Origin of the sequence: Kurthia massiliensis, assembly GCF_000285555.1 — a bacterium.
Classification (GTDB): Bacteria; Bacillota; Bacilli; order Bacillales_A; family Planococcaceae; genus Kurthia; species Kurthia massiliensis.
On record NZ_HE611000.1, the window covers coordinates 142,469 to 168,102 of the forward strand.

Here is a 25,634-nt window from a genome sequence, read left to right on the forward strand (position 1 = left end):
TCGAAACAGACCCATTTGGCCCAATATCGATTGCACAATTTATCGATTTTCTACAATATCATGAACAGCGTCATTTCGACCAAATTAAAGAAAATGTCCAATTACCTTCATAAATAAAAAGAGGCTGGGACATAAGTGTAAAAACACCATCTCAAATGAGCATAAAAAAACCCGGAATCGCGCTGTGGCGCGGTTCCGGGTTTTTGTTGCGAACGCTAAACAAGGAAAATGAAATGTTTTGTCCCAGCCTCTTTTTACGTCGTTATTTTATAGCATTTAATACAAATTGGATGTCTTGATCTTCTATTAAATGTGCAGGTGTCCATGGCACGTAAATATCTGGTTGCAATCCTTCATTCGTCGCAAATACACTATTTTCATCCATGATGGATACTGGATAGCATAACGCTATATCGCCGAAATTTGCGGCGACGACGTTAAACGTTGCCATCGTTCCTCTCGTTGGTCGCCCAACAACAGTCACTTTCGATGATTTTTTCGCCAGTGCAACGAATGATTCGCCTGCTCCTGTGCAATACATATCTGTTAATACGTACACTTTCTTCGGCATATGTACCCCTTCAAACAATACGTCCGCTTCCTGTTTCACTTCCACAAACCCTTGCCCACGATGCTGTTCAATTTCAAACATTTCATGATCTAACGCGCGAACAGTTGCTTCATCTAAAGGTTCTCGTAAATAATCATCATACATTTGCAACAACAATTGGCAATTACGGGGCGTATAATTCGTGTATTCGACTTCTTCTGCATATAGTGCTTTTAATGATTGTGACGCGTCAAATACATAGTCTAATAGCGGATACATATACACATCGTTGCCACCATAATTTTGGCGCATGTCGACGATTAAATACGCTACCTGTGCCAACGTATCACGATGTGTCATTAATAATTGTTGCAAAGGCTCGCTTTCCCCAAAGTCTGTTAACTTCATATAAAAACATTGATCCGTCATCATTCGTGCTTCATATATTGGTTGATACGGTTTGCGTCGGTATTGCGTCAACACAATCTTTACGCTACCTGTTCGTTGTAACACTGTAATCGCATTAGCACGTTGTAACACACGTTGCCATTGCTGGCGATCGGTAGGTATGTGCTCCTCATGAGAAATGTCGGCAATCGGCACATCATCAATCGCGATAATACGGTCGCCTACGTGCAACCGCGTTTCTTCAGATGCTTCAATGACATACAATTCATTTTTGTAGCGACGTACGCTAAAGCCAATATTCGGACGCACATCATTTTTCACTTGAATGCTTAATTGTGCATCTTCAAAAGCTGCGATGTAATGTTCTAACAATTGTATAAAATCTTCATCACTCATATCGTTTGTCACGACAAATTTTGCATGGTCGATAGGCTTCCGACAACCTGCGTAATCATATTTTAAAATATGTTGAATTTCTTGAAATACACTTTCTTTCGTTCGCATACTGCACCTCCAATCATTAAAGCTAGCATGTCTCACATTAAATCACAATAAAAACCGTATTGAATCGAATCATTCAATACGGTTTTTCGTTTACACGTTAAAACGTGCGACTTCTTCTTGTAGTTTTTGTGCATTAACACTTAAATCATGTGCTACGTGACTAACTTGTCCCATCGTCACCATTTGCTCACTCATCGCATTAACGATGACATCAATACTCGTTGCTGCCTGTTCTGAACCTGTTGAAATTTCATGAACAGAGGCAGATACTTCTTCTGCACCAGCGGATAATTGTTCTGCTGTTGCTGATACTTCTTGAATTTGGCTCGTCATCACATCGACAGCTGTTGAAATATCGCTGAATGAATCTCCTGCTTTCACGATAATGTTCACACCGTCTGTTACAGAATGCAGTGATTGTGCGACTGCTTTTTCAACATTTTGTGTATCTGCTTGAATGTCTTTCGTTAATGAAGCGATTAAATTCGCAGACTTTCTTGATTCCTCCGCTAAGTTGCTCACTTCTTGTGCCACTACTGCGAATCCTTTACCATGTTCCCCCGCACGAGCTGCCTCAATCGAAGCATTTAATGCTAGTAGATTCGTTTGATCCGTAATGTCTGTAATGACATTTGTGATATGTTCAATTTCTTTCGTTTGTGCTGATAGTTTTGCAACTAAATCATTCACCAGTCCCGTTGACTCATGAATTGTCGACATTTGTGTACGCGCTTTTGTCACGATGTCTACACCATTCATTGATAAATGGCTCGCATTTTCAGAAGCATCATTTAATGTCTGAACAGCACTTGCAATACGTTGGACGCCTTGCGCTGTTTCATTCATCGCATTCGCACTTTCTCTTGCTGCTGTTGAAGAACCTGTCGTAATTTCAGATGTGTTTGTCACTTGTGACGTAATATTTTCATTTGTTGCCGTCACTTCTTGTGTGCTTGCTGATAGTTCTTCTGCTGATGCTGATAACTGTTCTGCGTTTTGCTGAATATTTTGAATCAATGTACGTAAGCTATCTTTCATTTGATTCATACCGACTGTTAACTGACCAATTTCATCTTTCGATTGATAATCAATATGTGGCTGTGATAAATCCCCATTTGCAACCACTTTAACAGCATTTGTAACCTTTTCTAACGGTTTTGTAACCATACGTTTCACTAGGAAAATAACAATGAAACCAATAATTAAACTAATAACTAAAGCGATAATAGAAATTAGTTTTGTCATTGAAATTGCTCGATCTGTTGCTGCTGAAATGTCATTTAACTTGTCATTTTGATAATCTAAAAATTCGCCTGCTACGACTTCTAATTTCTTGTTTGTTGCTGCTAAGTCTTCATTCACAATTTTCGTAGCTTTTTTTAAATCATTATTATCTACTGCTTGAAGGAATAAATCAACTTGTTCATTGAATACATTATTATCTGCATTCATCATTTCCCATTTTTCTGTCATTGCTTTTGACATTAAATAAGTTTCTAATGTAGTAATACCATCATCTACAGCTTTTGTAGCATTCGCTAACTTTTCTCGATTTTCTTGGCTGTCATTCATAATAACAGCACGTGCATATACTTCCTGTCGATACATATCTGATCGAATTTTGTCAACAATTTGCACTTGCTTCACACGACTTTTTAATGCTTCATCAGATTTTTGATCAATATTCACAAGACTTGTGAATGTAATGATTACCGATATACACATTAGCCCGATAATGGCATAAAATCCGATATTTAATTTTTGCCCTACTCGCATTTACATCCCCCTTACATTTGCACCTCTTTTTTATTAGGTGATTAATACTATTATAAACCAACTAAAGTATTATTTGCTATTAATTTACATGTTAAATTTGTAATAGTTTGAGAAAAATTCACAATAATGTGCGTGATTTGCTATGAGTTTCTTCTATTTTAGTAATAAAAGGAATTTAAATGATTAACTAATTAATTTATTAATTAGTTAATCATTTAAAAAACTAATATATTAACTAATTAATTTAACTCTGGTATAATAGGTTTATTGTAATGATTAAGGAGCGTGAGACTGTGGCAATTAAAATTACTCTTGGCAATAGTAAAGGCGGCGTCGGTAAAACGACGACAACGTGCCTACTAGCCATGTCATTAGCGAAACATTTTAACCAACGCGTGCTCGTTGTCGATTTCGATGCACAAGCCGATGCAACAGACTTTTTAGTACGTACATTTAACGTACAACAAGATTTAACGAACCATCCTTCTGTATTCGAAGCAATTAAATATCCTCAGAAGGCACAAGCATCTGTTCTAGAGCTAGATGAACAACTGCATCTTATTCCGTCAGGACAAGAGCTAAGTGGTTTAGATTTACTGTTATTCAATAAAGGCGTGTTCGGCGAATTCGAATCAGGTCTTTATTTAGATTTAGTCATTCAACAAGTAGAAAGTCATTATGATTTTATCTTGTACGATGTACCACCTACTTCAAACATTCAAAACATCAATGCAATCGTTGCAAGCGACTATTACATAGGCGTTATGATGACGCAGGCGAAGAGTTACCGCCAAATGAGTAGTTTCCTCAAAGAATCTCAAAAAACAGCTGAAAGTGCCCGTAACTCTAAATACGGCTATGATGGTGCACAATTACTTGGTATTTTGATGTATCTTGAAAATAAACGTAGTAATGTTGACTACACAGTGATTTCTTCAGCACTTCAAACATATGGGGACGATATTTTCTTCTCACGCATTTATGAACGTGAACGTGTGAAACGTTATGACCTTGTACCACCAAATCCAAATAAATTCGATCAACACGATAAAAATACGTTTGCGATGTATGATTCGCTTGCACAAGAGATTTTAATGCGTATTGGCAAACTTGATGCTGAAACGCCTAAAATTCGCGTTACACAGCTTTTAGAGCTCGTTCAAGATGATTTAAACCATTCTGAGTATGAAACGCTTCTAACGGCCTTTAACGCAGCTCATTTCTATCGTGATGACGTATTAGAAGATCGTGACTTTACAGCAAACCAATTAGCGAATGCATTACGTGATTTATTCAAAGATGTGGAAACGTCTAAAAAACGCTTTGTCATTCAACGTATCGTTCACTGGGCTGAAAGTGATGAAACACTTCAACAATTAAAAGAACTCATTACGCAATAGGAGGACATATAAATGGCTCGTAAAAATATTTTAAATACATCTGCTTTAGATAACAAAATTAGTGTACAAGGTGAAAACCCACACCAAACAGCTTTCTCAGAACCGAAAGCACGTGGTCTTGCATTACTAAATGATTTAGAACCACAAGAAGCACCAAAGAAAAAAGAAAAGGTAGAACGTAAAACAACGTTAATGTCTGCTAAAGCACACCAATTCTTTAAAATCAATGGTGCACAACAAGATATGAAACTACTAGAAGTAATCGACTTTGCTGTAGATAAACTATTAGAAATGGATCCAGATCAACTACAAGCTGAGTTAAAAGCTTATAAAGAATCACTTAAATAATCATGTATATAAACGCTTACTAGGGAATACCTGGTAGGCGTTTTTGTTTTCGAAAAGACAAAGACTAGAAATATGTATTGGCATAGTGGAGTATTTATTAGCCAGAGTTACCGACGAGCTTTGGTAATTTGTATGGTGTGATGATTGTGAGCAAGTCGATTACTTTGACAACAGCTGGTGTTTGTACGAGTGGTGCAATAAGAGACCATAGTGAAACACGCACGTCCCCCTTCGTTTTTGCGAGATGGAGCGCCTGCGTTAATAAATAGTTTGTATATAATTTGCGCGTCGTCCAGCCTGTTTTTGCACCACGGCCTTTGCCACGACGGATTAGTATGAGTTGATCAGATTTTTTAATAACTTCGTTTAATGAGCTTTGCGGCATGTTGAGTGCTTCGCAAAGCTGTTTTTGTGTACGCCAAATAAACAGCGCATTGGTGCATTTTTGCGCTGTAATGTATGCGATGATGTCCGCTTCCCATTCTTCGTAATGGCTACGAATACGTTCTTCGCGTTCTTTTTTAAATTTGTACCAGCCGTTCGTTGGAAGCTCAAACGTTTGGTGTGGCACATATAAGGCGAGTAATTCTTCGATATATGCTTTTGACGGCCCGTGATATCGTCCTGAATACGCAGAACGCACCACAGCTTTTAATGCACCAGCTTGTAATGGGTAGTGCAAATTCGCGTTAAACTCATCAATCAAATCAAATGCTTCGTCAGCAGACTTACCTTCTGCATAGCAAATGAGTGCCAATGTGAATAACGTATTGTTACGACCGATTTGTCCTTTAGTGCCTTTAATATCTGTTGCATTAACGAGCGCGTGGAACCAATCGGTGCACATCATGCTATTTATAGACGGCTTTGGACGAACATCGAAAAATGGTGCACATTCGTTGTAGCGCATCGACCAGTCCACAAAATCATCGAACGTGTACGTCTGTTGTAGTTGTAGCCAAGCGATATTTTGTTCATTTGGCACACGGAAGAAGCCGAAGTCGTTACAGAACGGGTCGGCTTTGACGTCTTTCAAGCTATCTTTTAAGTTCGCAGCGATTTTTTTCGCTACTTTTAAGCCACGGAAGTCATTTTTATTCGAAATATAAAATGGCGTCGTAAGCATAAAATACACTTGATAGCCACGAGGTGATTCTATAATCATCGTTGGTGCACCAATTGAATCGTCTAAGCAAGCCAATAAAATATCTTGCACCGATACGGTCTTTGTATCAATGTCGACGACAAACGTATTGATCTGGTGCAAATTCGTTTCGACGAACCCGTGTACTTTGGTGCGTTTTGGATCGCTATATGCACCATAGCGGTATACGTTCGGGGTGAAGTGGGTAATATGCGCAGCATCTTGTAATAAACGTTCTTTAGAATTAATAATGTAACCATGTACGCCCTGTGACGTAAAATGTTCTTTTTTACGCACCGCAAATAGTACGCCTTGTTTCATTTGTTGTTCAAAACGTTCCATTTGTGCACGACTTTGTTTTGGTGCAGTTGAATGATATTTACGATAAGTGGCAATACCATGGTGCAATAATGTATCAAAGACGTCTTTTAACATGCTGAGATCCACCTCCCCTGATTGTTTTCTCTATTATAAAAAATTTAAAAAACGTGAAAGTGCTCTCTCTAAGGAATTATGCACCAAAAAAAAAAGTGTCTTGAACCCTACAGCCCCAACGGTTTGCGAATTTCTTTAAAATTTTTTTGTTATACAAGTTTGTCCCAAATTTTCACGAAGTGCACCACTTTTTTTCATGAAATGCACCATGTATATTTTTATAAAATACGGTTTTAATAGCTTTTCTCTATTTTTATGGTGCGAGTTTGTACACATGTTTGTCCGGAAAATACCCCCCTACGTAAAAAAAAATACTACACGGGTTTGGAAATGCACCAAAAAAATTGCACCGGAAAATGCACCAAAAAATGAAGAATACGATAATAACAACGTTTCCAAGTACACGGGTTTGTCCAAATGGTGCATTTTAAGCCGTATACTACACATGTTTGTCCGACGTTTGTACACGGGTTTGTCCCGAAAATGTGCTTTTTCGACAAAAATCGCCTTCCATACTTGTGTACCTTTAAGTTGTTTCATTTTTTGTGGACAACTTTGTATACAAACTCGTCCATGTTGGTGCTTTTATTTTTTTGGAACGAACCCGTGTATAAAGTGGTGCATTATTTGGTATGTGCACCATCTTTTCCACACAGCTTTGGCTAGATATTTGCACCAACTTTAAAAAAAGTGGTTCATTTTAAGATGTAAAGTGGTGCAAACTTCAAGTTTCCTATACAGGTTTGTCATGTGGTGTACACTCTACAGTTTTATTTGCACCAGTTCGGACATTTTGGTGCAGTTTTTATATACGGCTTTGTTTGATGGTGCATTTTGCTATAATAGATATAAGAAATGAGGTGGTGCATATATGCAATATAGGGATATTTCCGATACGATGCTTTTATCGTACGAAGTAACAAAGGTAGCAGTGTACGAAGAAACGAAAGCACTGTTCCAAGATGCACCAATGCTTTTAGAGCTTTGGGAACAAGACGTCTTTCATACGACAGAAGAAGAAATGCAAAATGAGCAGCCAAAAAATGAAGCATTTCGTGAGTTATTTAATTTAATTACAAAAGATTTAACAAACTTCAAAGTGATGACGAAACGAATTATTCGTAATACGGTAGAGAGTTACAAAGATACGATTATTCATACGATGTTGCCATATGCCGAAGTATTATCGGACGAATTAGATTTTACGAAGCCGATGAAAGACCAAAATTATATTTTGTCTGATTCGAGCACGACATTTTATTTAATGCGTAATATCGTCACAAGTAAAAAGGGATTCTCTGATAATGGGCGCGGTCATTTAGAGTCCGAGTTAATTGACAATCAAGGACAATTACATGGTTTAGCGGAACTTCGCCCTGCCCCACTTGTGGAAACAGAACCGACAGATCATTTTATCGATGCTGTCGAAAGTACGCTTAGTTCGTTAGATGAATTAACAGCAGATATTTTTGACCTTGTTTCTTATATGTGGATGACAGGTGAGCACACGAGCGATGGCTTTATCGAATTTCATAGTGACGATGCATTGCTACTACAGCATGCACAAGAAGAAAATGCCGGTGAGCATTTGAAGTTTAAGGAGCGCGACCGTTTCAACATTATGCGACGTGTCGCAGCGCTAACGAGTGTATGGGTAGCATTAAATGAAGGTACAGAAAAATTAAAAATCGTCGATGCACGTGAAATTAAAAATTCAAAGCTGTATAAATTCCAAGATTTCAAGCGCATGTTTGAAGTTGGAAATGTGCGAATTGCCTTTGATAAAAAGACGAACAAACCAAAAGGTATTTATGCACTGGAAATTAAACCATCATCGTTATTGCAACCATACTTAAACGGCACGAAGTCATCACTCGGCGTGCTAGATTTAAAAGTGTTTAAATATAGCTACTATACACAGCGTGAGCATAAACGTTTAACACGTTACTTAAGCCGTCAATGGAAAATTCGTTCGATGAAAGGTTCACTTCATCAACCATTTAAAATCGATACGTTATTACATGAAATGAATTTCCCTGAACGACTCAACGGTGTACAACTACGTGATAAATTTGAAGAAGTATTAGATGATCTTCAAACCGATGAAGTGATTAAAGCATGGACATATAGCGAACCAATTGATGAAGCACGTGTTGGGAAACGCGGCTGGGTGAAAAATTATTGGAGTCAGATGAGCGTGACAATTATGCCGCCAGACATCGTCGTTTATGAAAATAAAAAGCGCATACCATTGCCACATATGCAACATGATGAAGCGGCACCAAATATTGAGGAAGACATTGTAGATGCTGTATTTGAAGAAGTAGCCCAACCAGAGCAAGAGGCATTTGATTTAGAAGATGTTGAGACAGAAGTTGTAGAGGAAGTAGAAGTCACACTTACACCAGAAACGATGCGTGCAAAAATTGATACACTCGGTTTATCAATTCGAAAAGCAGCGGAAGAAATGGGCATGAGTCATACGACACTCTCTCGCTATATGAACCATAAAATTAAACGTCATAATAAAGATAATGATAAGAAAATGATCGCTTTTTTAAAGGCACATTAATTCCTTGTGACACACGATTATATAGCGGTATAATTTAAGTATTCGAGCAAGCTCATTTAATTGACGAATCAGGCATACTAGTTTAAAGTATGTTGACAAGAATGACTAGGGGGATATACATGACAAACGAAAAATTAAAGCAATGCAGCATTTGTCATCAAGATTTAGAAGGCACTGTCTTCATTAAAGGTCCAGATGAAAAAGTTGCAATTTGCGAAGACTGTGTACAAACAGCTTACGAAATTTTAGGCTTAGGCCCAGTGCAATACAATGAAGTAAATGAAAGCGACTATGAGGCATTATTAGATTCAGAGAATTTTATCCGCCCTTCAGTAATTCGCGATTATTTAAATGATTTCGTCATTGGCCAAGAAGAAGCAAAACGCGTATTAGCCGTAGCAATTTACAATCACTTAAAACGTATGGCTCATAACAAAAACAACGATGGCGACCAACCAGAAATCGAAAAATCAAACGTATTAATGGTCGGTCCAACAGGTTCTGGTAAAACATACTTACTACGTAAAGTAGCAGAACTTATTGATATTCCAATGATCGTAGCAGATGCATCAAGTATGACAGCTGCTGGTTATGTAGGTAGTGACCCAGAAGTAATGCTTCGCCAATTATTACAAGCAGCAGATGGCGACCTTGAACGTGCGCAACGCGGTATCATCTACATCGATGAAATCGATAAATTAGGTCGTAAATCAGAATCAGCATCTATTACACGTGACGTTTCTGGTGAATCTGTACAACAACAAATTTTAAAAATTTTAGAAGGTACAAAATCACAAGTACCACTAGATGCAAACCGTTTGCACCCAGGTGGTAACAACGTTGAAATGGATACATCAAACATTTTATTCGTTGTCGGTGGTTCATTCGAAGGTATCGAAGAAATTATTAAAAAACGTTTAGGTGAAGAAGGCCGTCGTATCGGTTTCGATGATGTATCTCCTGAAGAACAACAAAAGAAAGATTTCAACCACTACATTTTAGAAGTAGAAGCTGAAGACTTACGTAAGTTCGGTATGATCCCAGAATTACTTGGTCGCTTGCCAGTAGTTGTGCCATTACAAGAACTAGACGTTGATGCATTAGAACGTATTTTAACAGAACCGAAAAATGCATTATTAAAACAATATAGTGCGTTACTAAGCTATGATGGCGCAGACATCGAGTTTTCTGAAGAAGCTGTTCATGCAATTGCAGAAATTGCATACAAAAAGAAAACGGGTGCACGTTCACTTCGCTCAGTAATTGAAAAAGTATTATTACCACACATGTTCAATCTTCCAGATGAAGAAGAAAACGTGACATTCTACTTCGATGAAGCTTCAATTCGTGAAGGTAAAGCACCAAAACGCATCGTAAAAGATACGATCGTAAACGAAACAAAATAATCACCCTCCCCTGTAATTGAAGTTACAGGGGATTTTTTTAAATTAATCAACTAACTAATTAACAAATTAACAAACTAACTAATTAATTAGTTATATTTTTATGTATTTAAATTTGACTATATAATAGAAGAAACTACAAAAAAATGACCTGCTACGAATGAGCAGGTCATTTTGTATATTCAGCTTGTTGTAAAGTATGTGGTGTATTTCCAAGAATCGCTTTCGCATTTGTACTTAGTAAGGCGTATACTTTTGGATTCGCTAGTAATTCAGCCTGATGTTTTGCATAACGAATAATTTCAATAATTTTACCATCTTGCGCTAATTTATTAATGTGCTGAACAATCAGTTGCGTTTCACGACTAAATACTTCGCCGCCACCGTGCTCTTTCATTTGGACGATGGAATTAATTAATGCAACAGAATCTAAACGCAACTGGTTACGAATACGAGGTGTTAAAAAATAATCTAAATTACTTTCAATAATTTTTCTTGCTTGTACTAAATCACCAGTTGCTACGCAGCGGTCCAGTGTGACGATATGACGATCGATTTTCATAAAAAAGACTCCTTTAACGACTAAATAATAAAATATGTTTTAACAGGGTAAATAGTAGAAATAGAAAAAAGTTATGCGATGCTGTTGTAACGAAAAGAATATCCAATATTGGAGACTATTGTAATGTGTATTAAGAACTATAAATATGCGAATATTATTGCACGAAAAAGGGTCTATTGTAAAGGTTGATTATCAAAATAAAAGAACTAAAGTAATGAAAAATGAAGAGTAACTGTATTTTCACGCTATTAAAAGCACCATTAATGTTTCATGTGAAACATTAACGGTGCTTCTTTTAAGCTACATACGTATAGCCGTTTTTACCAGCATTTTTCGTTTTGTAAAGCGCGTCATCCGCACAGGCATATAAACTATTTTCCGTTTCATCACGTGAAAGTTGAATAGCACCGCCGATACTCGTTGATAAATACTTCCACGAACCAGTATTTTTCAAGCGCACAGTTGTCATTACTTTTTCAGAGAGTTGGCTTAAACTTTGTTCGGTAGCTCGTTCAACAATAATCCCAAATTCATCCCCTCCCTACTCACTGCGTTCCTTGAGGAAGGAGTCTTCTGCGAAAAAATGATAAATATTCTTAATTTGGCGCAGTTAAATAATCGTTTTGCAGTGCATAGGTCATAAAGATAAATTAATATATTAATTAGTTAATTGATTAATTTTCTGTTTAAACAGTGTATAAAACAGTCATAGCTGCTCAAGACACGCTATAACACTAAGTACTCATTTAAAAAATTTATACATATTCGCACAATTACATGCATTTTCGACAATATTTGATATAGTCCATTAAAATAAAGCGTGCAACTTTACAAATGCACTGATATAATTAAATGGAAATATCTGATAAATTATGAATTATATCCTTTATTTTGCAAGGTGAGGGAGACAGTGATTATTATTTGATATTTCACCAAAAATATTTTGTACAACGAAGGGAGAAATGATTCGATGAAAGCAGCAGTAGTAACAAAAGACAAGTCAGTAAGTGTAGAGGACAAGCAATTACGTCCATTAGAACACGGGGAAGCATTAGTACAAACTGAATTTTGTGGTGTATGTCACACAGACTTACACGTGAAAAATGCAGATTTTGGTGATGTGACAGGTATTGTTTTAGGGCACGAAGGCGTTGGTAAAGTAATCGAATTAGGTGAAGGTGTAACATCTTTAAAAGTTGGCGATCGCGTGTCAATTGCCTGGATGTACGAAAGCTGTGGTCACTGTGAATACTGTACGACAGGTCGCGAAACATTATGCCGTGACGTTAAAAATGCGGGCTACACAGTAGATGGTGCAATGGCAGAACAAGTCATTGTTAAAGCTGACTATGCTGTGAAAGTGCCGGATGGTTTAGACCCAGCAGCTGCTTCGTCAGTTACGTGCGCTGGTGTTACAACGTATAAAGCTGTGAAAGTATCAGGAATTCGCCCAGGTCAATGGATTGGTGTATTCGGTATTGGTGGGTTAGGAAACTTAGCCGTACAGTACGCAAAAAATGTTTTTGGTGCAAAGGTTGTTGCCTTTGATATTAGTGATGATAAATTAGCATTTGCAAAAGAACTTGGAGCAGACGCCATTGTGAACTCTTTAAATGAAGATCCGATCGCGAAAGCAAAAGAACTTACAGGTGGTAAAGGGTTAGACGCAACGGTTATTACAGCTGTAGCAAAAACACCATTTAACCAAGCGATTGATGTCGTGAAAGCAGGCGCGACAGTTGTAGCGGTCGGTTTACCGGTAGATAAAATGGATCTTGATATTCCACGTCTCGTATTAGATGGTATTCAAGTCATCGGCTCTCTTGTAGGTACACGTCAAGATTTACAAGAAGCGTTCCAATTCGCCGCTGAAGGTAAAGTAGTGCCGAAAGTACAATTACGTCCAATCGAAGACATTAACGATATTTTAGAGGAAATGGAAGAAGGTAAAATCACAGGCCGAATGGTCATCGATTTTACAAAATAGACCTCTTCAACGATAGAATATAAGCTACCAAGCCCTAACGCATACATTGTGTTAGGGCTTTTTTTGTAAATTAATTAGTTAATTGATTAACTAATTAATTGTTTAGTAACTATAAACTTATAAAAAGTGTTACACTAATAGTAGTCACATACTCCTTCCAAATCAGGAAGGAAAAGGCTATTCCACTGTCGAGGTAAAAAGTTTAAATAGGACCGCAACGGTGAACAAGTAAATAAACGTATTTATTAGGAGGGTTATTAGATGAAAAAGAAATGGTCCATTGTCGCAGCTCTTTGTTTTGCAGGCACGTTGTCATTTAGTAGTATTCAAGCAGAAGCGGCGGCTCCAAAGGTTACGTATAAAACGTATAAAGATCCGATGGTGCGTTATGCGGTAATTAGTGGTAGTAAATATAAGGCAGTCAATGTGAAAATGTATAAAGAAGCGAAACAAACGTATGCGGCGCACAAAAAGCTTCAAAAAGAATCTAAAGATTATTCAGCGGGTCAATCTTGTGAAGCTGTTTATCGTACGACAAAAAAAGTAAGTATTTTATGTCACTACCACGAATATTCAGGCGGTGCGCATCCGAACCACGGATTCGCCGCGTATAGCACGTACAACGGCAAACTGATTACACTGAAGAAAGCTTTCAAATCGGATAAAGATTATAAAGCAGGTAAGAAGTATGCGAAAAACTATATCTTATCAAGACCGAATAAATATCGTTTAGCCGATAGTTCGACAACGATTGCGGGTCACACTTATGTATGGACGGAAAAGGGAATTGACGTTGTGTTTTCACCTTATGAAGTTGGGCCTTATGCCGATGGAATGTTAACAGCACCGGTGCCGAAAAAATATTTGAAGTATTAGTTGAAAAAGCGACCATATGCGTATGGTCGTTATTTTTTTGGAAATTAATTAGTTAACTAATTAATTGTTTAATTTATTAATTCAGGAGTGGATGAGATGGAGATTCGAGAAGCAATAATAGAAGATGCTGCATCTATTGTGCAAGTGATGCAAGATGCAGAGGCTTCAGGTTATATGTTGTTTGCACCGGGAGAACGTCAAATGACTGTACAAGAAATGCAAACGTTTGTTGAAAAAATGCCCAAGCTACCATCATCAGCGTTTATCGTTGCAAACAATCCAGATGTTATCGGTTATATGATGATAAAAGGCGAGCGATTAATACGGACATCTCATCGCGCATCGATTGCGATTGGTGTTCATTCAAAAAGTCGCGGGCAAGGTGTCGGGCAGGCATTAATAACATATGCGATCGAGTGGGCAAAGCAGAAAGGACTGCATCGTTTAGAATTAACCGTAATTGCGCATAATGAACGTGCGATACATCTCTATGAAAAGTTAGGTTTTGAGGTGGAAGGCGTAAAACGTGACGCACTATATATTGACGGTGTTTTCGTCGATGAACTATATATGTCGAAGTTATTATAATTAATCAATTAACTAATTAACAAATTAATTCGTTAATTGATTAAAAAAGAGGAAAAGTAATGAAAAAAATAATGCCGTGGACATTGGCAACATCTATATTGGCAAGTGGACTTATGTTGTCATCACCAGCGCAAGCGGATGAGTACCACTATAATGAAAATTACGAACTGATTCATAACGAAACAGGGAAAGTGACAGCAGTATCAAATGTAGATGGCTATTTAAATTTTATACTGATGAATATGAGCGTAAATTTTTATGTAAAGACGGCAACTTGTATACAGGTGTTTATCAAAAAAATTGGTATTCAGAAGGATAGCTTAGACTGAAACAAAAAGATGCGTCTCCATACGATGCAGCTATCCGTGATATTACATATTCCGACGATAAAAAAACAGTTACGTATGATATTTATAATTCAACAGCGAATATGAAGACAGCAAAATTTTCGATTAACAAAGGTGCGAAAATCGTCAAAGCTGAAAATAAAACGAAGAGTCTAGGAACAGATGAATGGGAAGATTATGTAAGTGTGACGATTACGAATGTAAAACGAAATACGGTCTATTCTTTGAAAGTGACGAACTTCCAGCAAGGATTCACATTCAATACGAAAGTGTCCAGGTGGTCTGATAAAATGGATCATGCAAAATATGTAAATGACTATATGGCACTGTATGAATTTTGTAAAGATAAAAGCCGTACAGAGCGAGATGAGTTACTGCAACGAAAAGATGTGCTAAAAATTTATAAAGCAGCTGAGAAGATTAAAAGTAAACAAACGAAATCTGCGAATGCTTTTATGAAAGTAAGGGCCGCGAAGCGCTTCTATGACAATATGAAACCAATAGAATACGAAGAATAACAATAAGCCACTTATCATCATTGATAAGTGGCTTATTAATTTATTAATACATTAACTAATTAATTTGTTAGTTTATAAAAAATATATAAAATAACGAACTTTTAGCACTGGAAAAATATATATTATTTTGATATTGTAAATATTTGTATGAAAGAAAATGACGGATGTGTCTAAACGAGAAAATACGATTTCTCATTGTAAGTAATGTGGGCGAAGAGAAATATATGCAGAGTATTGATACATCGTGTGGACAAAAGAGAGGACGGAAAAAATGAAAAAGATCATACCATTTACGCTTGCGGCAGCACTAGCAACGACAATGATTGACATACCGACTGCGTCTGCAGAAACGAATATGACAGCGACGGCTGCCACATACGAACCAATAAAATTAATGGAAATCAAGGATGGACAACTTGATGAAAATGGCGTTGCTTATTTTGAATTAACGGTTCCGCAAGAAGGCTATTACCGACTTGTAGGGACGAATATCGGAAGGTTCCAAACAGCGGTATCGACGGATGCATCGACATTAGAAGATGCGCCACTCCAATACGAACCGAAGTCACGCATTCTCAACAAAGGAACGTATTACGTAAAGGTGAAAGGGACACCAAATGATACGTATCATTTTAAATTTAAAGAACGCACATTTGATTTAGACAAAGCATGGCCAGAAAGTACGGATACTATAGCGTCCGGTCTAGATCAACAAAATGTCGTTGATTTCCCGTATTATGCAAATCGTCAAGTGAGTGCTACATTAAAACTGACAGAAGATAAACATATTCGTTTTTACGGGTCGAATGCGAAAGGGGTTAAAGCATTAACGCTTAAAAATGTTGATACTGACAAAATGTATACCGCGAAAAAGATTTCAAATTATACATTTTCATCGAATGCACCAAACGGAACTTATGCAGTCTCTCCAGTAATGACAGATGAATTTATTGCAAAGCCATACGTGTCGAAAATTCGTTTAAGTTATACGTTAGGCGAACACTTGCCATTAAATGACACGGCGTCGACAGCTGATACACCGTTTAATACATTTTCGTTAAATCTTAAAAAAGATACGAAAATTACGTTTACATTGCTTGTTCCAACGCAGAAAAATAACTTTAACCGAACATTTTCTATTTACAATGATAAGCATCAACTTGTCAAACGTGTACATATTTTGGCGGGGAAATCTTCTCGTACATTTACGTATACGGTAAAAAAAGGACGCTATAGTATTGCCGCATCAGATATGAACATCCAAGCGATGACAAAAGATGGCTCTTCTCAAGGAACGCTTACGTTAAAAAATGGGCTGCTCGTTGTTAAAAAGACAGGGAAAGCAGTCAAAGGCTATAAAGTGTATAAAGAGAAGTTGTATAAAGACGGTAAGTTAACGACGGGGCATGTGAAATATGGCAAATTACCAAATATGAAATTGTACTATAATGGCGCGCTAAAAAAAGGGGTCTACATTGCAAAAGGATACAAATATGCTTTTAAAGATGGCGCCCTTATTAAGGGAACATATAAATATGAGACAGAAAACGGAATTGATGCGATTTTTGAAGATGGTGTCTTAAGTCATCTAATGGAGTTAAAAGGTGGTACTTTATACGACAATGGCAAGGTGCATAAAGGACGCTACGTATTAAACACATATGACTATGAAGAAAATGAAATAGATGGCACGTATTTAACGCTCTACATTAACGGTAAGAAAGCTACAGGTTATGAAGAAGGTACGTACAACGGTGAAACATATATGTTTAAAAATGGCGTACCAGGAGATGGACGTTACGGTTTTTATCCATTTTATTACGACGGAAAAGTGTATGTAGATGGTAAACCAACAGATGATTATGTGTTTGTAGATGACTTATTGTATTATCAACATAAATTGTTTACAGGGGAAAGAGATGACCGTTATTACGAAAATGGCGTCCGTAAGTATTACTTTGTGACAAAAGCATATGAAAATAAATTGAAAGAAGCCGTCGATTTAAAAGGGCAAATCGGAAAACAATCAGATGAAGCCGTTGCGGCATTACTGAAAAAGAAAGTTACAGAAGTAGTTGCCTACTTAGATAACGAAGATAACAAGAAACGTATTTATGATGATTACGGCCGTATGGAGTATGACGATCAAGGAGAAAATGGCTATAAAGATCCATCGAATATCAGGGAAACTATTAGAAAACAATTAGAAGAAATAGATGATGTCGCGAAACAACTAGGAGATGCTGGCGCCGAAACGCATGCCTCACTTCAACAACATATTAAAAATGTTTATTTAGATTTCCAATTACATTATGAAAACGGGGCATTGTTAGACGGTGAATATGAAGGGAATTTGTATGACAAAGGTAAATATGTCAATGCGATATTAAATCTTGCGTTTAATAGAACAAATAGTGAATTTTTAAACCATGAACGTTCATATAACACCGCAGTTTCTAATAAAGACGAATCAAACATTAAAGAACAATTGCAGCCATATGTAGATGCGTATACGGCACACCTGAAGTCTGCAAATGATATTGTAAAAGCATCACAAGACTCAGACTATCCGAAAGTAAGTTTATATACAGAGAGTGCTACGTCAACGATTAATCGAAGCTTAGGGCAGCTCCGTTTTATTCAAAATGTGATGAATACGTACGGTGCGCAAGCTGACTTGACGGAATTGCAAGCAACGCTGACAGAAGGCTTCGCTTTGTTAGGAAAAACAATTGCTTTTCAAGATCCCGATCCAAATGCTTCTTATAAAGAAATCAAATTAGATGACATTCAAGAAGGCTCATTTGATGATAAAGGTTACGCGTATTTCAAAGTTGATTTGCCAGATGTAGAGGGTAACTACTCATTTGTCGGCAGTGATGATGTCGCATCTTATACAACGATGGTGTCGACAAACGCTGAAAATGTCGTACAAGCTGAACAAGTGGTGGCTACAACATTACGCTATTTACAACAAGGAACATACTATGTTGTAGTGAAAGGACAGCCAAATCAACCGTACCATTTCAAACTACAACGCCGCGTGTATAGCGTCGAAACGACACCCATTTTAGAGGCATCGACACCTGTAGAAAATAAAATAGTAGACATCCCTATTTATCAAATCAATCAGCCGACGACAACGGTGAAATTAACGACAAATCAGCATATTCAATTTTCAGCGATATCATCTGACTATAAGATGATTGACAGCATCGAATTAAAAAATCTACAAACCGGAAAGACGTATAGTACGAAAAAATCGCCAGCATATACGTTTGGCGCATTTGTACCGAATGGGACATATAGCGTTTTAGTGAAGTCATCGCGCCCATCAAACGCTCAGCACGTCACATTGAGTTATTCATTATCTCCAACGCTTATGATGAACAAAAAAGTGGACCGATTTTATGGCTTACATGACACATTCTCATTGGCAATGAATAAAGATACGAACATGCAATTTAAACTTTCTGCTCGATATATTCCAGATTCAAATCAAAAGTTTGAGATGTATAACGACAAAGATGAACTTGTGAAACGTGTTACATTAAAAGCTGGAGAGTTATCTCGTGAATTTACGTATACCGTCAAAAAAGGCAACTATTATATTTTATTAAACGGTAGTAATATTCTGTTAACAGCTACACCGAAATAAGGGAGAACACCAACATAAAAAAGTCATCGCGCTGATTACAACCCTTTTGACAGTATTATAAAGAAACAATAATAAGCCACTTATCTATATAGATAAGTGGCTTATTAATTTGTTAATTAGTTAATAAATTAATTGGTTAATTTATTTATTGTTTAACTGATAGATGATTTGCTACATAGCTTGCCGCACTTTCACCAGCAATTTTGCCATACACGGCACCTGACATTAAGCCCGAATCACCTGGGTAGTTTTCATAGAAAATTTCCCCGATCATTTCACCTGCTGCAAACAATCCGTCAATTGCTTCGCCCACTTCATTTAATACTTGTGCTTCTGGATTCGCTTTCACACCACTAAATGAAAACGTAATGCCACATGTGACAGGGTAAGCGTAAAATGGACCTTCTTCAATCGTTTGTGCCCAGTTTGATTTCGGTGGTGTAATGCCGGTTGCTGCTTTGCCATTTTTTACAGAAGGATCAAAAGGTTGATCATTGACGGCCGCATTGTACGTTTCAATCGTTTTTAAAAATTGTGCTTTGTCGACATCTAATTGATTTGCGAGCGCTTCAAGCGTCGGTGCTTCGTATACCGTCGCTTCTTCTAATTCATATTCTTTACGTAAAAGGGGACGAACTTTTGCATCGAAAATTTGATACGCGATATTGTTAGGTTGTTTTAAAATTTCTTTCCCGTATTTTGCATACGTATAGTTACGGAAGTCTGCACCTTCATCGACGAAACGCTCACCGTTCGCATGTTGCAAGGAACGGAGTGGGCGTTTTTTGATGAAGAGACCCAACGTGCATTGTTAAATGATGCATTTACAATTTCATTAGAAAGTGATCGTATGGGTTATCGTCTCATTCCTGAAAAACGCATCACGATTCCTTCACCACATCAACTCATTTCAGAAGCGGTGACATTTGGGACGATTCAAATGCCGCCGAACGGAGAACCGATTATTTTAATGGCGGATCGTCAGACGACAGGTGGTTATCCGAAAATTGGTCAAGTGATTACAGCCGATTTACATCGCTTAGCGCAACTGCCACCACAAACGCGTATTACATTTGAAATGGTCACGATGTATGAAGCTGAAAATGCTGCTAGGAGACTGCATCAACAGTTACAAGCAGTATCATGGCTTTGCCAATAAGGGGGAATTAACATGGATATTACACAATTATCACCAGCAGCAGTGCGTAAACAAATTCGTGAAGGGCAACATACAGAGCCAACAGCAGGTTTAGCAAAAGGATACACGCAATCAAATTTAGCTATTTTAAAAAAGAGCATGCTTTTGATTTTCTATTGTTTTGTCAACGCAATCAGAAACAATGCCCATTAGTTGATGTAACAGAAGTTGGTTCATTCATTCCACAAAAAGTAGCAAAGACAGCTGACATTCGTACCGATATTCCAAAATATCGTATTTATCGAGATGGGGTCTTTACAGAAGAAGTAACTGATATTACAGCACATTGGGAAGATGATATGGTTGCATTTTTAATTGGATGTAGTTTTACATTTGAAACGCCACTTTTAGAAGCGGGTATTCCGATTCGTCATATCGAGGAAGGCTGTAATGTGCCAATGTATAAAACAAATATTCCATGTGAATCAGCGGGAGTATTTTCAGGGCCAACTGTTGTTAGTATGCGTCCGATGAAACCTGAAGATGCGATACGCGCTATACAAATTACTTCTCGTTTCCCTGCTGTACATGGCGCACCTATTCATATCGGCGATCCTCATTTAATTGGCATTGAACATATTGATCAACCAGACTTTGGCGATGCTGTTACGATTCGTGAAGGAGAAATTCCATTGCAACAGCTTGAGGTGTTACACCACAAGCTGTTGCAATGGAAAGTAAGCCATCTATTATGATTACACATGCGCCAGGTCATATGTTTATTACAGATGTGAAAGATGAAAGTTATAGCGTATTATAAACGAAACCCCCTCGAAATGATTTCGAGGGGGTTATCTATTTATATAGAGTTTCTACCTATTATAATATGTTTTTTAAAGATTGATAATAAATTAAACAATTAACTAATTAATTATTTAATTTGTAAATTAGTTAATACACAGTTAAGCGGGGGCAATTGTGTATGGCAAACTAGTTTTTGCTAATTAATGTACTTTCTACGCCATCAACATTTTTCGGTATATTGCTAGAAACGGTAACACGACGTACAACGCGATGCTCATCATAATCTGCAATTGCGTAATGTTGTGTTGCTAAGTTATCCCAAATTACAAGGTCGCCTTGTTGCCAGTTCCAGCGTACAGTATTTTCAAGTGTTGTTACATGGCTTTCTAACACTTCATATAGTGCGTTTGAATGTGCTGTTGAATACCCTTCAAATTGGCGGATAAAATTGCCGAGCAATAAATGTTTGTTGTTCGTTTCAGGATGTAGGAATACAAGTGGATGGCGTGTTTCGTATTCTACATTGGCGAACACTTCACGATAACGTAAGTATTTTTCAGGATCTACATCAGCACCTAGGTTGGCAAAATGCGCATAATCAAATTTATTTGAATGAACTGCCCAAACTTTTTCTGCAAATTCCTGTAACTCTGCTGGAAGGTCAGTGTATGCAGTATGTGTATTAGCCCAAACTGTATCGCCGCCGACTGAAGGAATTTCTACACCGCGTAAAATAGAATAGCGCGGAATAGCTGGGACGAATGTAACGTCAGTATGCCACGAATTCGCTTTTGCACCATGTTGCGAATCTAGTTCAAAAATCGCTTTCGTGTTTTGTTTTGCGGGCACTGTTGGATGATTGAAAAGCTCACCGAAACGTGCGGCAAATGCCTCATGTTCTGTATCATCTAAATGGCCTTGACCACGGAAAAACAATACAAGGTTTTCTTTTAAGGCTTCTTGAATTTGTGCAAATGTAGCATCATCAATTTTCGATGATAGTGTAATACCTTTCACTTCTGCGCCGATGCGACCTGCTTTTTTCTCGATTACGATTGATTGTTTTGTAGTTGTTGACATATACATTCATCCCTTCTAATTTAAGTATTCTTATTGTTTAACTAGGTTTTGATGTAAAATGTTTAGCTATGTGCGCACCACCTCCTTTCATGTAGACAAAAAGAGGTTTAACGAATAATCGCTAAACCTCTTTTGGAAAAGTCAGTTTGTATAAAAATTTTTATGTTGATAAATACTATAAAACTACTTGGATATATTTGTCAATCATTTTTTTGGATTTCTTTTAAAATTGTATACTTATGTTATCAATTAATAAGTTAATTAGTTAATAAATTAACCAATTAAAAAAGCAACGACTTAATCGCTGCTTTTTAGAATTAGTTCGTATATGCTTGTAGTACCCACCCGGTTGCTCTAACACTAGAAACATAGACTTTATACCAACCATTTTGGGCATCTAATACTTCTAAAGAAGTGCCGTTTTCGAGAGAAGTACTAATAACTTTACTGTAGCCTGTACCTGGACCTGAACGTAAAAATAATCCTGCATCAGATTTACCTGTGTTTACATTTACATAACTAGGTAATGATGATGAAGAACTTGATGAGGTAGATGAAGAAGTGGCAGGTGGATATGAAGATACATAGCTACCGTGTACCCAGCCAAAATAACTTGTATTACCAACATAAACTTCGTACCATTCACCTTGACGAGCTAATAAATATAATTCTGTGCCATTTGGTAACGAATTGCTTAATTTTTTACTGTAGCCCGTACCTGGGCCCGAACGTAAAAATAGCCCAGCATTTGATTTACCAGTATTTACATAGACATCGCCGCTTACAAAATGATAAGGCTGACTTTCTGCGGGGGCAGGTTTTGCGACTGGTGTCTGTTGTTTAATGACAACTTTCTCTGCTTGTTTTGACGCTGCTTTTTTCTCTTCTAGAGAAGCATCTGATGAAGCCGCTTTTTCAGTCGTTGCAGTTTGTGATGGCGTTTCTTCTTTTTTACCCGCTAATTTTTCATACGCTTTGTCGCCTTTAACTGTGCCGAGTTTTTTCGCTTCTGCTGCAACATTTTTCTTTAAATTTTTCAACTCCGCTTTTTCCGCTTTCACCGTTTTTGCATCATCAAGCTTTTTCGCTTCTGCTAAACGAATTGCACTACGGACCGCTTCATGATACGTTTCCGCTAAAGCAAGTTCTGTTGAGCCATCTTTATAGTCGGTCGTTTTACTAGACTGTAAAAAATAAGACTCGAACATGTTCGTAGCCATGTTTGAGCTTGAACCTTCTGTGAAAGATCCATCAGCGACTGTATCGAGTAAGTCATTTAATTTTCGATCTTGCTTTTCAATAGGAGAACCGATCTCACCAGCATACTTTTCAGCATAAGCTGTAATGGCATCTGTTTTACCGCGTGCATCGTCATATGACGCATCGCTAATATTTTTAATTTCCTCTTTGTAATCTTTCGCTACTGAACTGTCTACGGCAACTTGTTGACTACCGTTGTTGCTTGAAATTGTTGCACCGTTACATGCGCCTAAAAACATTGACGACATCACAAGTACAGCAATTCCAGGCTTATGATACTTCATATGTGCCACCTCCTTAATTTCAGTAATTATACCAAATTTATACATATCTATGCAACGCCACATTTACAACTAATTAACTAATTAATCATTTAAAAAATTAATTAGTTTAAAAAAGCACTTCCGTAAATGGAAGTGCTGATCATTTATTTTGTAATGCGAGATTTCAATAGCCAACCTTGTGTGAAATTGTTCGACGCATCTACATCGATATTTTTCACATATACATAGCGTTTTCCTTTATAAGTAGCTTCTTTTACGACATTTAGCTTTGTACCAATTTTAAAGTCGCTGCTAAGAAGGCTAAGGTTTGAGTCGATACCATAAGATTCACGTAATGCTGCTTTTGATTTAATTTTGTATGTTACCTTTTGTTGTTTTGCGCTATAGTTTTTTACATTTGTTGCAAAGTCAGGTGTGAGTAATGACTTTTTCACATAGACTTTTTCCAAAAATGAATTGGCCACGATGTATGGTGTGTTGCTAATATCGCGTGTACCCGTTTTAATAAATATATCATCTTTTTCATATAACTCGGCTTTGCCTACTTGATCAAAGCGAGGTGATTCATTCAACCACGTATCTTTTTTTAGTTTATAGCGTTTTGTTGAAGAAAAACTATCTTCAGGTAATAAGTTGTAATTTGTTAGTTTCTTTAATGGACCGTATGTGTGTGCAACTGTTTTCATATCACTTGCTTTTACATAGCCAATTTTTGTTGAGTATTTATCTGTTTTACCTTTTTGAAAAGCGAGGCGATTGTCGTATTTAATTAAATAATATTGCTCCCCGTTAATCGTTGCCGTATCTAGTTTTTTGACATATACGTTTGCGCCTAACTTAATGACTGGTTTTTTATTTTGAATATCTTTAGTTTTTGCATAAACTGGAGTTTTTCCTGCAACTGTCGCAATTTGTGAGATCGTCGTTTCTTTCGCTGAAGCCTCACTCGATTGATTTGTAACCGGTGTAAACGTTGTTGTGAAAATGGTACCTGATAATGCAATTGCCGCTATGGCTTTTGTGATGTTTTTCATATAATTTGCTCCTCGATTCGCTTATTTTGCTGTTTATTTAGATTTAAATGATATATATGTAATTGTTGCTAGTGTTACTGGTGAAAATATCTCACCTAACATTTTTGATAGAGGAAATCCCTCCTTTTCTGTAAGTTTAAATTTTCAAAAATATTACTATCTTTATTTTAGTTTAATACCTATATACTTTATATAGTAAAAATAGCTAGTTTTTTATGAGACTGAGAATAACGTATTATGTATTATATACTAGTTATGAAGGTGGATTAATAATGCATAAATATACATTAATCGACAAAAATATAACGGAATATGGAAGTGAGTGTTTATAGGGTGAAAAATTCTTTACCAGAAGAGAAATTAATGATTTTTTATAGAGCAAATTTCATAATAGCTGTAAAGCGCTGAGGTTTATTTTAAATCTGTTTAAAAGGATATGTGATAAATAGGCACCGTCAATAATTTTGTGTAAATGGCTTAACCCAAATTTGGTAGATCGTCACATTTAGCGATTAAACATCGCTTCTAATTCGGCACGTGCTTGGTCAAATCCAAGATGACAACGTGCGAGGAAGCGTTCCAGTGATGCTTCGTTCGGAAACTGTTCCTTACGTTTCGTATATTTTTTCAGCTGTTTATTCACCGATTCAATCAAATTCGTTGAGTAAATACTACGGCGAATCGACTGTGGAAAAGCGTAGAACGTTAAAATGGCATCGCCTTTGACCATTGACACGAGCTTCGGATAGGCAGTCTGCCACTTTTTGATAAAGCGTTCGCGTGCTTCAATCGCTTCTTCTACCGTTTCAGCACGATACACTTGTTTGAAGTCGTCACACACCTCTGCACGATCTTTCGTCCGCACCTTATGACTCAAATTGCGCTGCACATGAACGAGGCACGTTTGATAACGCGCGTGCGGATACACTTCAGAAAGCATCGTTTCCATACCTTTTAA

19 protein-coding genes and 3 pseudogenes are annotated in these 25,634 nt (G+C 37.2%); 12 read left to right on the forward strand and 10 right to left on the reverse strand.

Annotated elements, in window-relative coordinates; genetic code table 11:
* Window positions 1-262: 262 nt before the first annotated feature.
* On the reverse strand, window positions 263-1,462 hold the full coding sequence (locus tag KMHG_RS12150) for a S41 family peptidase (RefSeq protein WP_010289890.1): 1,200 nt from the start codon (window positions 1,460-1,462) through the stop codon (window positions 263-265).
* Between the two features lie 90 nt (window positions 1,463-1,552).
* Window positions 1,553-3,238: a methyl-accepting chemotaxis protein gene (locus tag KMHG_RS12155; RefSeq protein ID WP_010289891.1), complete on the reverse strand. Its 1,686-nt coding sequence runs from the start codon at window positions 3,236-3,238 to the stop codon at window positions 1,553-1,555.
* A 293-nt stretch (window positions 3,239-3,531) separates the two neighbouring features.
* On the opposite strand from KMHG_RS12155, the gene KMHG_RS12160 reads away from it, so the two are divergent.
* Together KMHG_RS12160 and KMHG_RS12165 are read left to right on the forward strand one after the other, a co-directional pair.
* A complete protein-coding gene (locus tag KMHG_RS12160; protein ID WP_010289892.1) occupies window positions 3,532-4,638 on the forward strand; it encodes a ParA family protein in 1,107 nt (368 codons plus the stop codon).
* 12 nt (window positions 4,639-4,650) lie between these two features.
* Window positions 4,651-4,986 (forward strand): hypothetical protein, encoded by a 336-nt coding sequence (locus KMHG_RS12165; RefSeq protein WP_010289893.1) that lies wholly within the window; start codon window positions 4,651-4,653, stop codon window positions 4,984-4,986.
* Between the two features lie 97 nt (window positions 4,987-5,083).
* Here KMHG_RS12165 and KMHG_RS17965 read toward each other — a convergent pair whose 3' ends face one another.
* Window positions 5,084-6,565, reverse strand: a complete 1,482-nt coding sequence (locus KMHG_RS17965) for a primase C-terminal domain-containing protein (protein ID WP_010289894.1) — start codon at window positions 6,563-6,565, stop codon at window positions 5,084-5,086.
* 871 nt (window positions 6,566-7,436) lie between these two features.
* Here KMHG_RS17965 and KMHG_RS12175 point away from each other — a divergent pair.
* Together KMHG_RS12175 and clpX are read left to right on the forward strand one after the other, a co-directional pair.
* Complete coding sequence (locus tag KMHG_RS12175; RefSeq protein ID WP_010289896.1) at window positions 7,437-9,137, forward strand: hypothetical protein; 1,701 nt, start codon at window positions 7,437-7,439, stop codon at window positions 9,135-9,137.
* A 119-nt stretch (window positions 9,138-9,256) separates the two neighbouring features.
* Window positions 9,257-10,543 (forward strand): ATP-dependent Clp protease ATP-binding subunit ClpX, encoded by a 1,287-nt coding sequence (gene clpX / locus KMHG_RS12180; protein WP_010289897.1) that lies wholly within the window; start codon window positions 9,257-9,259, stop codon window positions 10,541-10,543.
* A gap of 166 nt (window positions 10,544-10,709) precedes the next feature.
* On the opposite strand, the gene KMHG_RS12185 is transcribed toward clpX, so the two are convergent.
* Together KMHG_RS12185 and KMHG_RS18840 are read right to left on the reverse strand one after the other, a co-directional pair.
* On the reverse strand, window positions 10,710-11,102 hold the full coding sequence (locus KMHG_RS12185; protein WP_010289898.1) for a hypothetical protein: 393 nt from the start codon (window positions 11,100-11,102) through the stop codon (window positions 10,710-10,712).
* 295 nt (window positions 11,103-11,397) lie between these two features.
* A pseudogene (locus KMHG_RS18840) lies at window positions 11,398-11,631 on the reverse strand (diguanylate cyclase domain-containing protein); the annotation flags it as partial.
* A 441-nt stretch (window positions 11,632-12,072) separates the two neighbouring features.
* On the opposite strand from KMHG_RS18840, the gene adhP reads away from it, so the two are divergent.
* The 6 genes from adhP (at window position 12,073) to KMHG_RS12220 (ending at window position 19,076) form a co-directional block, all read left to right on the forward strand.
* Complete coding sequence (gene adhP / locus KMHG_RS12195) at window positions 12,073-13,089, forward strand: alcohol dehydrogenase AdhP (RefSeq protein WP_010289901.1); 1,017 nt, start codon at window positions 12,073-12,075, stop codon at window positions 13,087-13,089.
* Window positions 13,090-13,350: 261 nt separating this feature from the next.
* Window positions 13,351-13,965, forward strand: a complete 615-nt coding sequence (locus KMHG_RS12200; RefSeq protein WP_010289902.1) for a DUF3298 and DUF4163 domain-containing protein — start codon at window positions 13,351-13,353, stop codon at window positions 13,963-13,965.
* Between the two features lie 96 nt (window positions 13,966-14,061).
* The gene (locus KMHG_RS12205) at window positions 14,062-14,553 is read left to right on the forward strand and encodes a GNAT family N-acetyltransferase (protein ID WP_010289903.1); all 492 of its coding nucleotides are present in this window, start codon (window positions 14,062-14,064) and stop codon (window positions 14,551-14,553) included.
* Window positions 14,554-14,612: 59 nt separating this feature from the next.
* Complete coding sequence (locus KMHG_RS12210) at window positions 14,613-14,882, forward strand: hypothetical protein (RefSeq protein ID WP_010289904.1); 270 nt, start codon at window positions 14,613-14,615, stop codon at window positions 14,880-14,882.
* Between the two features lie 101 nt (window positions 14,883-14,983).
* A complete protein-coding gene (locus KMHG_RS12215; RefSeq protein WP_010289907.1) occupies window positions 14,984-15,418 on the forward strand; it encodes a hypothetical protein in 435 nt (144 codons plus the stop codon).
* 271 nt (window positions 15,419-15,689) lie between these two features.
* A complete protein-coding gene (locus KMHG_RS12220; protein WP_010289908.1) occupies window positions 15,690-19,076 on the forward strand; it encodes a hypothetical protein in 3,387 nt (1,128 codons plus the stop codon).
* Between the two features lie 145 nt (window positions 19,077-19,221).
* Here KMHG_RS12220 and KMHG_RS17970 read toward each other — a convergent pair.
* Window positions 19,222-19,854 (reverse strand): annotated as a pseudogene (locus tag KMHG_RS17970) (FAD-binding protein); the annotation flags it as partial.
* On the opposite strand from KMHG_RS17970, the gene KMHG_RS12230 reads away from it, so the two are divergent.
* Both KMHG_RS12230 and KMHG_RS19455 read left to right on the forward strand, forming a co-directional pair.
* Window positions 19,834-20,235, forward strand: coding sequence for a 5-oxoprolinase subunit C family protein (locus tag KMHG_RS12230; protein WP_084761584.1), 402 nt, complete (start codon window positions 19,834-19,836; stop codon window positions 20,233-20,235). The pseudogene KMHG_RS17970 and the gene KMHG_RS12230 sit on opposite strands and share 21 nt — an antisense overlap.
* A 12-nt stretch (window positions 20,236-20,247) precedes the next feature.
* Window positions 20,248-21,034, forward strand: a pseudogene (locus KMHG_RS19455) (putative hydro-lyase).
* 170 nt (window positions 21,035-21,204) lie between these two features.
* Here the strand turns inward: KMHG_RS19455 and KMHG_RS12240 are convergent.
* The 4 genes from KMHG_RS12240 to KMHG_RS12255 form a co-directional block, all read right to left on the reverse strand.
* Window positions 21,205-22,098: a TauD/TfdA dioxygenase family protein gene (locus KMHG_RS12240; protein ID WP_010289915.1), complete on the reverse strand. Its 894-nt coding sequence runs from the start codon at window positions 22,096-22,098 to the stop codon at window positions 21,205-21,207.
* A gap of 317 nt (window positions 22,099-22,415) precedes the next feature.
* On the reverse strand, window positions 22,416-23,642 hold the full coding sequence (locus KMHG_RS12245; protein ID WP_010289917.1) for an SH3 domain-containing protein: 1,227 nt from the start codon (window positions 23,640-23,642) through the stop codon (window positions 22,416-22,418).
* Window positions 23,643-23,785: 143 nt separating this feature from the next.
* Entirely contained in the window at window positions 23,786-24,676 is an 891-nt protein-coding gene (locus KMHG_RS12250) for a hypothetical protein (RefSeq protein WP_010289919.1), read from the reverse strand.
* Window positions 24,677-25,181: 505 nt separating this feature from the next.
* Window positions 25,182-25,634, reverse strand: a 453-nt coding sequence (locus KMHG_RS12255; protein ID WP_010289920.1) for an IS256 family transposase, incomplete at its 5' end; no start/stop codon positions are given.